General features: G+C 41.8%; 12 protein-coding genes. 7 read left to right on the top strand and 5 right to left on the bottom strand.

Annotated features, from left to right (window positions below):
• The first annotated feature begins 22 nt into the window (after window positions 1-22).
• From serS to FTV37_RS05575, 4 genes are all read left to right on the top strand, one after another.
• Window positions 23-1,294 carry a serine--tRNA ligase gene (gene serS / locus FTV37_RS05590; RefSeq protein WP_180063221.1) on the top strand — a complete coding sequence of 424 codons (1,272 nt, stop codon included), beginning with the start codon at window positions 23-25 and terminating at the stop codon, window positions 1,292-1,294.
• A gap of 73 nt (window positions 1,295-1,367) precedes the next feature.
• Entirely contained in the window at window positions 1,368-2,768 is a 1,401-nt protein-coding gene (gene cysG / locus FTV37_RS05585; RefSeq protein ID WP_168378121.1) for a siroheme synthase CysG, read from the top strand.
• Window positions 2,769-3,137: 369 nt separating this feature from the next.
• A complete protein-coding gene (locus FTV37_RS05580) occupies window positions 3,138-3,617 on the top strand; it encodes a tRNA (cytidine(34)-2'-O)-methyltransferase (RefSeq protein WP_111885295.1) in 480 nt (159 codons plus the stop codon).
• Between the two features lie 168 nt (window positions 3,618-3,785).
• Window positions 3,786-4,286 (top strand): hypothetical protein, encoded by a 501-nt coding sequence (locus FTV37_RS05575; protein WP_218947560.1) that lies wholly within the window; start codon window positions 3,786-3,788, stop codon window positions 4,284-4,286.
• A gap of 110 nt (window positions 4,287-4,396) precedes the next feature.
• Here FTV37_RS05575 and FTV37_RS05570 read toward each other — a convergent pair whose 3' ends face one another.
• Both FTV37_RS05570 and FTV37_RS05565 read right to left on the bottom strand, forming a co-directional pair.
• On the bottom strand, window positions 4,397-6,010 hold the full coding sequence (locus FTV37_RS05570) for a PT dipeptide repeat lipoprotein (RefSeq protein ID WP_180063220.1): 1,614 nt from the start codon (window positions 6,008-6,010) through the stop codon (window positions 4,397-4,399).
• 70 nt (window positions 6,011-6,080) lie between these two features.
• Entirely contained in the window at window positions 6,081-6,476 is a 396-nt protein-coding gene (locus FTV37_RS05565; protein WP_180055768.1) for a hypothetical protein, read from the bottom strand.
• A gap of 152 nt (window positions 6,477-6,628) precedes the next feature.
• Between FTV37_RS05565 and FTV37_RS05560 the strand changes: the two genes are divergently transcribed.
• The 3 genes from FTV37_RS05560 (at window position 6,629) to FTV37_RS05550 (ending at window position 9,331) form a co-directional block, all read left to right on the top strand.
• Window positions 6,629-7,825: a cupin-like domain-containing protein gene (locus tag FTV37_RS05560; protein ID WP_180063219.1), complete on the top strand. Its 1,197-nt coding sequence runs from the start codon at window positions 6,629-6,631 to the stop codon at window positions 7,823-7,825.
• A 71-nt stretch (window positions 7,826-7,896) separates the two neighbouring features.
• Window positions 7,897-8,700: a DUF6502 family protein gene (locus FTV37_RS05555; protein WP_180034460.1), complete on the top strand. Its 804-nt coding sequence runs from the start codon at window positions 7,897-7,899 to the stop codon at window positions 8,698-8,700.
• A complete protein-coding gene (locus FTV37_RS05550) occupies window positions 8,687-9,331 on the top strand; it encodes a hypothetical protein (RefSeq protein WP_180063218.1) in 645 nt (214 codons plus the stop codon). Before FTV37_RS05555 ends, FTV37_RS05550 begins: the two co-directional genes overlap by 14 nt.
• Before the next feature lie 119 nt (window positions 9,332-9,450).
• Here the strand turns inward: FTV37_RS05550 and FTV37_RS05545 are convergent, their stop codons facing one another.
• The 3 genes from FTV37_RS05545 to FTV37_RS05535 form a co-directional block, all read right to left on the bottom strand.
• Window positions 9,451-10,848 (bottom strand): APC family permease, encoded by a 1,398-nt coding sequence (locus FTV37_RS05545; protein WP_078192195.1) that lies wholly within the window; start codon window positions 10,846-10,848, stop codon window positions 9,451-9,453.
• Between the two features lie 265 nt (window positions 10,849-11,113).
• Window positions 11,114-12,298, bottom strand: a complete 1,185-nt coding sequence (locus FTV37_RS05540) for an iron-containing alcohol dehydrogenase (protein WP_180063217.1) — start codon at window positions 12,296-12,298, stop codon at window positions 11,114-11,116.
• A gap of 3 nt (window positions 12,299-12,301) precedes the next feature.
• Complete coding sequence (locus FTV37_RS05535; RefSeq protein ID WP_168378113.1) at window positions 12,302-12,835, bottom strand: hypothetical protein; 534 nt, start codon at window positions 12,833-12,835, stop codon at window positions 12,302-12,304.
• Window positions 12,836-12,849: the final 14 nt, after the last annotated feature.

The raw sequence follows: 12,849 nt of genomic DNA, 5'->3' as shown, positions 1-12,849 counted from the left end.
TTTTCTTTACTTAAGATTGGCTATGATCGACCCGAAATTACTCAGAAATAATATTGAGGCTGTAAACTTAGCCTTAGCAAAACGTGGTGTTCAACTCAACGTAGCAGAGTGGGCAGACCTTGAAGCTCGCCGTAAGGAAATTCAGTCTAAAACTGAGTCGTTACAAGCTGAACGTAATGCTGGTGCAAAACAAGTTGGTCAAATTAAAAAAGCTGGCGGTGATGCATCTGAAATCATGGCACGTATGTCTGCCATTGGTGATGAAATTAAAGCGGCTGAACTCGCACTTTCTGACCTTCAAGCTGAACTCGAAGCCAAATCTTTATCGATTCCAAACTTACCTCATGAGTCTGTGCCAGAAGGTAAAGACGAAAATGACAATGTTGAAGTTCTAAAATGGGGTACACCACGTCAGTTTGATTTTGAGATCAAAGACCATACTGACCTTGGTGAAATGATGGGCGGTTTAGAATTTGAAACCGCAACCAAATTGACTGGTACCCGTTTTAGCGTACTCAAAGGCCCATTGGCGCGTTTACAGCGTGCAATTACCCAATTTATGTTAAATACACATACCTTGGAAAATGGCTATACAGAAGCGTATGTACCTTATTTAGTTAATGCAGATTCTTTACGTGGTACAGGCCAATTGCCTAAATTTGAAGAGGATTTATTCAAACTTCAAGGCGAAAAAGAATACTACCTGATCCCGACCGCAGAAGTGCCTGTAACCAACTTCGTGCGTGACGAAATCATTGACCCAGAACGTTTGCCATTAAAATATGCAGCGCATACGCCATGTTTCCGTAGTGAAGCGGGTTCGTATGGTCGTGATACACGTGGTTTAATCCGTCAACACCAATTTGACAAAGTAGAAATGGTTCAGATTGTAAAACCTGAAACTTCGATGGATGCTTTGGAAGAATTAACGGGTCATGCCGAAGGTATTCTTCAAGCATTAGGCTTACCATACCGTAAAGTCGTTCTGTGTGGCGGAGACATGGGCTTTGGCGCAATCAAAACGTATGATTTAGAAGTTTGGGTACCAAGTCAAAATACCTACCGTGAAATTTCATCTTGCTCATGCATGGGTGACTTCCAAGCACGCCGTATGAAAGCGCGTTACCGTGCTGACCAAAAGAAAACTGAGTTTGTACACACGCTGAATGGTTCAGGTTTGGCAGTTGGTCGTACTTTACTTGCCGTGATGGAAAACTATCAACGTGCAGACGGTTCAATTGAAATTCCAGCAGTACTTCGTCCATATATGGGCGGTGCTGAATTTATCGATTAATAGTCGATAAAGTGCATACATTTGTGCACAAAAATTGCTTAAGACAATCAGATTTAAACTATTGAGGTCGTGTGTGGATATCTTTCCAATCTCTTTGAAGTTGCAGCAGCAACCTTGTCTGATTGTTGGTGGTGGTCGAATTGCATATCGAAAGGCTGTGCTGCTTGCAAAAGCGGGCGCTCAGCTGACAGTTTGCTCACCTGAAATTGAAGATGATTTATTGAGCTTGGTTAATAAAACCCAAGGTCAATATCTCAACTCGATTTATCACGAATCGGTTTATCAAGAAAATGCCATTGCGCTGCGTCAGTTTCGTTTAGTGATTGCAGCAACCAATGACAAAGCTGTCAATCAGGCGGTATTTGAAGCCTGCGAAGCTGAAAATGTCTTGGTCAATAGTGTTGATGATCCGCCGCATTGCCGTTTTATGGTTCCTGCGATTATTAACCGTTCTCCGCTGGTCATCTCCGTAGCATCCAATGGCACATCGCCAGTACTCTCGCGTCAAATACGCACCCAGTTAGAAAGCTCAATACCGCATGGCATGGGCAAACTGGCTGAGTTCTCAGGTAAGTGGCGCGCAGCCGTTAAATCCAAAATCGTCAATCCAGATGAACGCCGTATTTTTTGGGAAGACTTGTATGCAAGTCCGCTCAAAGAGCAGGTATTTAATGACAATTTGACCGAAGCCAATCGTTTGATTGAACAGGCCATATTGGAATGGAAACAGCCGAAAGGCGAGGTGTATTTGGTGGGTGCAGGGCCGGGTGATCCTGAACTGCTAACTTTAAAAGCCCTGCGTTTAATGCAGCAAGCGGATGTGGTGATCTATGACCGTTTGGTTTCTCAGCCGATTATGGACCTCTGCCGCCGTGACGCTGAAAAAATTTACGTAGGTAAAGCACGATCTAATCATGCTGTTCCGCAAGAAGGCATCAATGCCTTACTGGTGAAATATGCAAGTGAAGGCAAACGTGTCTGCCGTTTAAAAGGCGGAGATCCATTCATCTTTGGCCGCGGCGGTGAAGAAATTCAGGAACTTTTTGCGGCAGGCGTTGCCTTCCAAGTCGTTCCAGGGATTACTGCTGCATCTGGTTGTTCGGCTTATGCAGGGATTCCTTTAACGCATCGTGATTATGCGCAAAGTGTACGCTTCCTGACAGGCCATCTGAAAGAAGGTTCGCCTGAGCTGCCTTGGAATGAGTTGGTTTATCAAAATCAAACGCTTGTGCTGTATATGGGCTTGGTCGGTCTAGAAAAAATTTGTGAGAAACTCATCGCGCATGGGCAGCGTTCAGACATGCCTGTCGCATTGGTTTCTAAAGGGACGACACCTGAACAAAAAGTCGTGGTCGGGACATTGGCAGATATTGCATCTAAAGTCAGTGAATACCAAATTCAGGCGCCTACATTGACGATTATTGGTGATGTGGTGAGTCTGCGTGAACAGCTTCAATGGCATGAGCGAGGATAAGCAACGCAACGCGTTGCCCGAGCGCAAGGCGAAGGCTATGCCTGAGCAAAGAGGATAAGCAAGTTCTGGTATTGTCCAATTGCAATGCGCAAACTAAGCAAAGAGGATAAGCAAGCTGCTCAATTGTCCAAATGCAAGGCGAAGGCTATGCCCGAGCAAAGAGGATAAGCAAGTTCTGGTATTGTCCAATTGCAATGCGCAAACTAAGCAAAGAGGATAAATAAGTTCTGGTATTATCCAATTGCAATGCGAAAGCTAAGCAAAGAGGATAAACAAGCGCTTGTAGTATCATCTAAACTTATGCTTTAGCTTTGTAACTATAGCCTGAGTTTTAAGCCATTATTTAACTAAAGAGTAGAGAAAAAAACTGTGATCCATGTTGTTTTATACGAGCCAGAAATTCCTGCAAATACAGGGAATATCATTCGTTTATGTGCCAATACTGGAGCGCAGTTGCATTTGGTCAAGCCATTAGGCTTTGAGCTGGATGATAAAAAACTTCGCCGCGCCGGTTTGGATTATCATGAATGGGCGCACATGAAAGTGTGGGAAAACTTTGAAGAATGCCTTGCGGGCTTAAAAGCGCAAGGTATTGAGATGGATGCCATTTATCCATTAACCACCAAAGGATTTGAAACACCGCATACCTCTAATCTAAATCGCCCTGTAGCATTGTTGATGGGGCCAGAAACACGTGGTTTGCCAGAAGATGTCCGTATGATGTTCCCGAAAGAACATTGGATTCGCCTGCCGATGGCACCAAATTCACGCAGTTTAAACTTGTCTAATGCTACTGCTGTGATTTTATATGAAGCTTGGCGTCAGCAAGACTTTAAAGAATTGGTCTAAGTGTGATCTGTTCAAAAAGCCGCTCTATCGAGCGGTTTTTTATTGGGAGTGAACACAGTGAACCGTTTACAGCAATGAAGTTTTGTAAAATAAGGGCTTAAAAACTTCAGCATCAATATAAAAATGTGTATAAGAACACTGTGAAGAAATAAAACGGGTACTTAAAACTTGAAATCTATAAATTTAAAAGCTTTTGGTGTCGTGATTGCGACCGGATTCATTTCATCAATGAGTTGGGCTAATCCAACCGTATCGAACACAACAGAACAGACACCAGTGACCGTCACTGCTACTACAGAAAATGTTCCAGTTGTACCGAAGGTTGAGGTAATCAAGCCTTTTACTAAGGCTGAAATCAAGCAGGGCATGCTGGAAATGCAGCAAAGACAAAATCAGCGTATTGAGGAATGGGGAAAAACACTAAAAGCCGACGATTTTGAACGTTCATGGTATGGTGGTCGTCAATTGAAAAAGTCTAAGCGTCAGGAAGTTTGCGGGATCTATCAGGGTTTAGTGAATGAAACCTATGGGTTGGCACAAAAAAATAAAGCAAGATTGAGTCAAGCGGATCAAAAACAAATATCAGACCGCAACCAATTTATTCAAAGCTTAGGTTATGAAAATAATATCGTTGATACCAAGATGGGTTTTAATTGCCGCTTAAAATAAGTGATTTTTATCACTGCTTTGATTTATGTGAATGATCCATGTCCTTGATGTAAAAAATAAAGGACATGGAAAAGCTTAAGTACTTTTAAAAGCTCGAGAAACCTAGTGAATTAATCAATTAAATTAAAGTCACTCAGTTCTGTTTGCAGATGTTTTGGATTGTTTGCAAACAGCAGTTGACTACTAGTGTATAACCAACCGAGTTGACCTTGCTGCTGAAGACGTTTCAGCAAGACATCGTTAAACGTCGACGTTGCAAAGACAGTTTCGCTAAAGACTTTAAACTCACCGACATTAGTGTTTTCACTGTCTTTCATAAACAGCATGCCGTTTTTGGTGGTTGAACTCATATCTAAAGCACGGCTGACTAAGCGGTAACCGTCTTTAGCTTGCTCATCAATCAACGCCTGTAATTTTAAGCTGCGCTCTACACTATTGCTGCCGGTAGGGTAAGTTTTATAGCGATAGCTGTAAGTGCCATGGTGTGCGCTGCTATTTATACAGGTTGCAACTTTAGGACTATTTTGTTTGCCGTTCAGAACTTCAGGTCGTAAACCTGTGAAATAGCTTTTGAACTGAATAATACGGCAGCCTTGGGCACCCAGTGTATTGAGCATTGTTTCTAGCTGCACTGGGTCAACGAGTGGGGAAACATAGCCGCTGTCGTAGGTATATGTCGCGGTATCATTTTCCTTTTTAATGAAATAATCTTTGAAATTCAGGGCATTGGTTGGTCTGACGCTATGCAAGTATTGATAGCCTGATTTACCTTTTTCATTTAACTGATTACGCCATGTAAAATAAATGTCAGCGGTAGAAGGTGCTGCACGGTCTGCCACAATATGATTGAAACGTGTATTTTCATTGGCAAGTTTCATGTAGCTATTAACATTACCATTGTCCAAAGTTTTAGAATCATAGCCAATTAACTTATAACCGCTTTGTCCCATTGTATTGAGCTGAGCCAAGAAGTTTACTGTGTCGGTGGTATTAATAAAATTCTCAGACTTAAAATCTGCAGTTGTGATTTTGGTTTTCGGTTTTAAATTGGTGAAGAATTCATTGGTGTTTTTTGTATAGCAGCGGCTGTCCTTGAGTGGGTCGGTAATTAGACCTCGTTGCATGATGATATAGCTTGGATTTGAAATCGTCGCGTTAATCACGCAGAAAGAATTATTATTTAAAAAAGTTAAGACGCGGTTGCTCGTCGCGCCACCTCTGACTGGTTGAAACTTAATCGAATGATATTCAAAGTTATTTAGTGTTGCAGCCGGCTGTATTTCACTCATGACCATGTCATGAAGTAATTGATAGCGTTTGGAAATAAATTCACCGCTGCAAGTTTTACTTGAACTATTGTGTACCGCATATTTTAGTTCTTCGTTCAGTGAACTGACTGAATTTTCACTGGTTTTATGAATTGAAATTTGTGGCAAATCACAATTACTGTTACCGAGGGCAGAGTTCCCTTGAATCCATTCTCCTGTGAATTTATCCGCTACAGTTGTTGGCGTTGGCGTTGGCGTTGGCGTTGGCGTTGGCGTTGGCGTTGGCGTTGGCGTAGGTGTAGGTGTAGGTGTAGGTGTAGGTGTAGGTGTAGGTGTAGGTGTAGGTGTAGGTGTAGGTGTAGGTGTCGCGCCATCATCATTGGAGCTTGATCCACCACAGCCCACCAATGTCGTAAATACAGCAGCGATAATACTGATTTTGTGATTACTATTCATGACTAGTGCTCAATAGAGTGAAGTTGTTATGTACGGCTGATGCCGTTGTATACACTTTTAAAATCTAGATTTATTGCACAAGGTGTGACTCAATCCAGCCATTGCCATGTTCTGTGGTGACTTCGATCAAACCTGTTTTAGTCATGTTTCCCGCAAAAATAATATCTGCATTTTTTGACAGTTTATTAATGACTTGGCTCGATTTATCGGCAGTTTTATAAAGCGGTAGATTATTAATTTTAGGTCTAAGTTGCTGTCCCATACTGAAACCATTTGCAGCATAATTTGAATTAGTCGTGGCCTGACTGCCTGTCCATTCTTTTGCGGTATTCGATACTTCTTTGGATGTTTCATTAAATTGATTCAGTGTATTTCTTAAATCACGCATGGTATCGGCAAAACCTGCATATACTGATATTGAAGCTAAAGACAGACTGCTAACGATGACTAAATGACGAATTTTCATGAACTTTCTCCTTTACTTTGTTATGTCATTCCGCGTGATATTTGACGGATTCATAACATTCGCGGTGTTTAAATAATTATAAAATGCGAAAATTTAGCATTTTTAAAATAGATCATTTATACTTCACTTGTAAAGAGGGTGGAGTGGTGAAAATGAATGTAGAAAGCCAGAGTGAACATCTAAAGCAAAGTAAAAATTGGTATCAGTCCTTACCGACGGAATGGCAAAATTGGTTGAATGAAAATATTGAAAATGGTTGCGATGTACAGAAAATAAGTCTAATTTTACAATCACATGGATTAAGCCCAAGGGCGGATCAATACTTATTTTCTGATGCAGACCAACTTTCAGAACAGCTGCAAAATGAACTTTTGGAATACAGTCTTGAGGGCTTAGAAACAGATGAAATTTTAGAAAAAATTAAGCAAAAAAATATTTCAAATCATTTGATCATTCAGTTTTTAAAGCATGTAAACAATAACGTAATTTTTAAAAAACTGAAGCAAGTACAGCAACAGCAGAATAAACAGCGTTGGCTATTACAGGTGATGGGTCAATTGAATCAATTGAACGACCACAGTCCATCCACAATCGATTGCATAGAAACACCTGATTTTGAAACATTTATAGAGCGGTATTATAGCCAGATGCGACCGGTCATTTTAAAAGGTGGGATGCAACATTGGCCTGCATTGCATAAATGGAGTCCTGAATATTTTGCACAGCATTTTGAAAATGAGTTGGTTGAAGTCCAGATGCATCGTGAGCAGCATCAAGATTTTGAAAAAAAATCGGTACAATTGAAACGTATTATTCTGATGCAAGATTTTGTCGCACAAATTAAAGCCACTAAGCACAGCAATGACATTTATTTAACTGCGAATAACGCCGCTCAAAATAAGCAATTTATGCAAAAGATTAGTGAAGATCTAGGTGACTTCGCCAAAGGTTATTGTCAAAACGAGATCAAAGATCGACATTTTTTATGGTTTGGCCCTGCAGGCACATTTACACCACTGCATTATGACTTAACCAATAATATGTTGGCACAAATCTATGGACGTAAAAAAGTGACTTTGATTCCTGCATGGCAAATGCCGTATATGTATAACGATCATTGGGTATTCAGTCAGGTTTCAGACGTCGCAAAGGCTGATCTAGCAGACTATCCATTGTTAGAAAAAGTGACGCCATTTGAGTGCATTTTGCAACCTGGAGAAACCTTATTTATCCCAATTGGCTGGTGGCATAGTGTTGAAAGTTTAGATATATCGATCAGTGTTTCATTTACGCATTTTAATGTAAATAATCATTTTTTTACTGAATATCCTCAAGATCTCATCAGATGAAAATTGTGAAGTAGATTAAATAATGCGAAAATTTCACCTACAGAGTATTTCTTTATTTGTTGGCTAATTGCATGACTAAACTGCCGCTGGACGATGCCCAATTCAATTTACAGCAAGTGCTGCTTTTAATGGGCTATTTAAGTGAATGGCTCATTCGTTCAGGTGTGGGCTATACGGAGTTTACTGCTGCATTGAAGCCGATATTTTATGAACAGGCAGAGCTGGAACTGGCGCGCATTGAGCAAAAACCGACAATTTCAGCGATCAGTTTGCTGTCTGGCCTGCACCGTAAAGATGTCACCGCTTATAAGCAGACTGTACAGGCGGGTAAGGCGCTGACTGAAGCGCCGGTCTCAGAACCGATCAGCGTGCCGTCCAGAGTTGTTGGCCTATGGCTGGCTGAAGGCTGGAAAGAGACTTTGCCTTTTTACAGCGAAACCGAAAACAGCTTTGAACATCTGGTGAAACGGGTATCTACAGAACGCCACCCGCGTTCTGTCTTGAATGAACTGATCCGTTTAGGGGTCGTCACTGAGCAAGCAGAGAATGTATCGCTGCAAAAAGGCCAGTTTATTCCTGACCCCTCATTGCAGGAAGCCCGGAAAATTTTGACAGCTAATTTGAGCGCGCATTTGGCTTCAGGCTTACATAATTTGTTTCAAAATACAGGTGATACTTATCTGGAACAGGCAATTTGCGCAGATGAATTAACTGAAGAATCAATTAAAATTTTACATAATGAAAGCCTGAAATTATGGCAAGAATATTCATTGCGCTTATTGAAAATAGCATCGGAAAGATGCGCTATAGATGAAGGAAAGCCTGATGCGACACAAGCCTTCAGATTTGGAGTTTATCAGCATGACCGTGAGTAAGCCGCTCAAGCTGTTCAGTATTTGCATGCTTTTCGCAGCAATGTCAGGATGCGGGGATTTATTTGGCGCAGGAGGCGTCAGCTTAGAAGGGACAGGCAACGGCAAGCCGACCGTGCCGGGCATGGGAAATGCCGGTGAGGATAAAACAGATAAAGTAGCGGATTCAGATTATAAGCTGAATCTGTCATTGGGAGCATCAGCGGTAGATTCCTGCAATTTAGTGATTCGTGAATTGCAGTTCATCAATACCGCATCCGATACCGCGGTGTTTCAAAATTCAGTGATCCCTGTGAACTTTGATAAAGACGGCATTGTGCCGGTCACAGTGCAGCTGACTTTGGAAAACGCCAATGCGTCCGCTGTGGAAATTGAATATGCGCATTGCGATGTGCCGCTAATGCTGCAGAATGCCGCTGCGGATGTGCAGTATTTTCCGGTGCGCGAATGCAGCGCAATGAAAACAGAGCTGCTGGCTTCGGATGAAATACGCAGTTTTAGGCTGAATTACAGTCTGGATACAGCTATGCAAGGCAATTGGAGTGTGCACAGCAAGCTGAAAATGAGTGTGCCGGGACAGCCAGCAGAACAGTGTGAACCGCTGCTGCTGCCGATAAGCCTGACATTGAAATGATCAGGTGCAAATCATGCAGGGAAGTATATGCAGCCTGCTGAACCGCTGCATCTGAATCAATAAAATACAACATAAAAAAAGGCGCTTTAAGCGCCTTTTTTGTTTAGAGATAAACTTGCTTAGAATTTATCATCAAATTCGTTATGCTGCGGTGCAGGGTGTTTAAAACCTTTAGTTTTATAACCAAGGTATAAAATACCGAACATTGCCCACCATAAACCATATTTCAAAGCAGTTTCTTCAATTTCTAACCACATCGCAAAGATACTGATAAAGCCAAGCATTGGAATAACCACGAAGCTAAAAATATCTTTGGCTGTTTTTGTGCGGCCATCACGAAGTGCATAACGTGAAATCACAGATAAGTTCACGAAAGTAAAGGCTGTCAATGCACCAAAACTAATCATCGAAATGACAATATCAAGATTCATAAAGCCCGCAGTTAATGCAACCGCACCTACGATCATGATGTTATAAGACGGGGTGAAATTTTTCGGGCTGATATGACCGAAGATTTTCTTATTAATAACACCATCACGGCCCATAACATACATTAAACGTGATACACCTGCGTGAGCAGAAATACCTGATGCCATTACTGTCACAATCGCAAAAGTTAAAACATAGGATTGGAACAGTGAGCCGCCGACGAGCATGAGTATCTCTGGCTGCGTTTCAGCAATATTCTTGAAATAGTTGCCCGGCTCAGCAGGGAAGAACAGCTGCATGAAGTAGGTACTAATAATGAAGATAATCCCTGCGATTAAAGCAGTTAAGAAAATCGCTTTCGGCAGTGTTTTCTCAGTATCTTTGGTTTCTTCTGCCAATGAACTTAATGAGTCAAAACCAGTGAACGAGAAGCACAGTAATGTTGCACCTGTAATCAGTGCACCCACAGACGTCAGCTCATTCCAGAATGGCTCAAGGCTCCATAATTGGTAGCGTTCTGCCGCAGAAATCGGGCCATCAGCATTGAAGCCCATTTGAAGCTTGCTGTAGACCATCCACGTGAAAATACCAATTACTAATAACTGCACAAGTACAATCAGGCTGTTGAAGTTAGCAACAAAACGCGCGCCGCGTAAGTTAATTCCAGTCATGAATGCCGTTAGCACAATGACCCATACCCAGTGGTTTACTGTTGGAAATAGTGCTTCAAGGTAAATCACTGCAAGAATAATATTCACCATTGGAGATAATAGGTAGTCTAACCAAGAAGACCAACCCACCATGAAACCAACGTTCGGGTGAATAGATTTTTGGGCATAGGTATACGCAGAACCCGAAGAAGGGTAGCGACGGATCATATGACCATAACTAATCGAGGTAAACAGAATTGCAATAAGGGCAATAATGTAAGAAGTCGGCACGTGTCTATGACTTTCTTCAGAAACTAGACCGAAGGTATCGAACAAGGTCATCGGCTGAATGTAAGCCAAACCAATAATAATAATGTGCCAGAGTCCAAGCGTTTTTTGCAGTTTAGCTGCCGATTGAGTCCCAGAGATATTTGTCAACGGCGTTATCCTCTTATCGTTGATCAAGGATCAGTCATATTCTAAGGATCGTTTGAGACGAACGATCCCCCCTACGTTTTAAAACAAAAGTGCGCCAATCTACTCCAAATTGGTACATTTTGTCAGTAACTTTGAAATTATTTTTAGCAGAAATTATGCCAGTTTGATTAAAAAATAACTGATATTGCGTTCTGCAAGTGAAAAGCCCGATGTTTAAAAAAACATCAGGCTTAATTTTTCGCTATATTCGCTTATTTTTCAGCAATTACCAAGCTTTTTTTAGAATAGTTTTGAGGTCTTCTAAGCTGGTTTCTTTAGGATTATAAATAATAGATCCATCATTCAGTGCTTTCTCTGCCACTTCATCTAATTGAGCTTCAGTCACTTTACCTGTTTCACTCAAAGTACGTGGTAATTTGGTCAAACTAAACAAGCGGTCACGCATGGCTAAAAGCGTTGAAATGGCTTTTTCAGCGCGGAGGTTGGCCGGTGTTTGTGCATAAATATCAGGACCAGCCAGTGGTAATAGCAATTCAGCAATCTTATCGCCATTCACTTCTTTGTTGTATTCCAACACATACGGCAAGAATAAGTTCATGCATAAGCCGTGGGGCAGGTGAGCGACTGCACCCAGCGCATGGCCTAATGAATGCACTAAACCAACCATTGAGTTCGAGAATGCAATTCCTGCCATCGTAGAAGCTTGTGCAAGTTCTAAGCGTCCATGCGCATCGCTGGTATTATCTAATACACCAAATAAGCTATTGCTAATTTTCTTGATTGCGGCAGTAGCATAGGCATCTGAAATAGGGTTTGCCGCCATGCACGTATAGGCTTCAATCGCATGCGTCATCGCATCCATCGCTGTCATCGCCGTAAGATGGGGTGGTAAAGTTTGCGTCATGCGTGGGTCAAGAATTGCCGCATGTGGCATCAAATAATTCGATGCAAAGGCCATTTTGACATTCTTTTCAGGGTCAGAAACCACAGCGACCATAGTCACTTCCGAACCTGTCCCCGAAGTTGTTGGAATCACAAAAAATGGTTTTAAAGGTTTAGGTAAGTTGTGCGCACCTGAGTATTTCAGTAAGTCATCACCACCTTCAGATACCAAGATGTTGGTTGCCTTAGAGGTATCAATCACTGAACCGCCACCGACAGCAATAATGGCATCACATTGGTTGTCGCGGTAAAGTTGAGCCGCTTTACGTACGGTTTCTAAACTAGAGTCTGGCGGAACATCATCAAAAATATAGCCAATCACCGTCTCGGTGCTTTCAAATGCCGCTTCAATCGGTGCAAGTAATTGATTACTGCGAACGCCTTTATCCGTAATGATCATGGGGCGTTTAGCACCCAAAGTAGACAGTTCGAATGGGATGTGTTCTAAAGCAGCATGGCCAGCAATCACTTTTACAGGACAGAAAAATTCGTAATATGGTTTAGCCATGTGTTATGCGCTCCGTTTTAAATAAGACTGGGCTACTTTTAAATAAATATTTGCAGCACCGCTCAGTTTTTCTTTTAGGCTTAAATGTGTTGGATATTCTTTGACAGCCAATTCAGCCACCAATTTAGGTAAAATTAACGCTTCCATTTTGTTGAGACAACGCACCAATCGGATTGCATAAGACAAATCACCATCGGCGATCATGCGGTCATTGGCAAAGGCTTGTGCGGTACTTTCTTGAAATGAGAAGACCAAAAAGGCATGACTCAAATGCTTAAACGTAATGGTTAAGTCCGGCTTTTGAGTGCCGGGTGTGAGGAGTTTGAGTTGGTGGTCTTCCGTGACTTGCGCGACAAATGCAGCACCATTAGGAAAAACGTTCATAGATAAAATAAAATTAACTGGAAATTTAGCAACTTCTTGTTTAATTTCTTCATCGACCTGGCTCGCCATGACCAGACCTCTGCCAATCACATCCATCATGAGTTTGACATAGGCCTGCTGGAGCGCGGGTTTAACGGATTTAGTTGCAATCACGTGTACATCCCTTA

The sequence above is a fragment of the Acinetobacter sp. YH16042 genome, assembly GCF_013417245.1.
Classification (GTDB): Bacteria; Pseudomonadota; Gammaproteobacteria; order Pseudomonadales; family Moraxellaceae; genus Acinetobacter; species Acinetobacter amyesii.
Note: the sequence above shows the minus strand (reverse complement) of the source record. Positions and strands in the feature narration are given on the sequence as shown.

What these genes read in the sequence shown, in the direction of transcription:
- serS (WP_180063221.1), top strand. Translation starts at nt 23, where the DNA reads ATGATCGACCCGAAATTACTCAGAAATAATATTGAGGCTGTAAACTTA.
- FTV37_RS05570 (WP_180063220.1), bottom strand. Translation starts at nt 6,010, where the DNA reads ATGAATAGTAATCACAAAATCAGTATTATCGCTGCTGTATTTACGACA.
- FTV37_RS05565 (WP_180055768.1), bottom strand. Translation starts at nt 6,476, where the DNA reads ATGAAAATTCGTCATTTAGTCATCGTTAGCAGTCTGTCTTTAGCTTCA.
- FTV37_RS05560 (WP_180063219.1), top strand. Translation starts at nt 6,629, where the DNA reads ATGAATGTAGAAAGCCAGAGTGAACATCTAAAGCAAAGTAAAAATTGG.
- FTV37_RS05555 (WP_180034460.1), top strand. Translation starts at nt 7,897, where the DNA reads ATGACTAAACTGCCGCTGGACGATGCCCAATTCAATTTACAGCAAGTG.
- FTV37_RS05550 (WP_180063218.1), top strand. Translation starts at nt 8,687, where the DNA reads ATGACCGTGAGTAAGCCGCTCAAGCTGTTCAGTATTTGCATGCTTTTC.
- FTV37_RS05540 (WP_180063217.1), bottom strand. Translation starts at nt 12,298, where the DNA reads ATGGCTAAACCATATTACGAATTTTTCTGTCCTGTAAAAGTGATTGCT.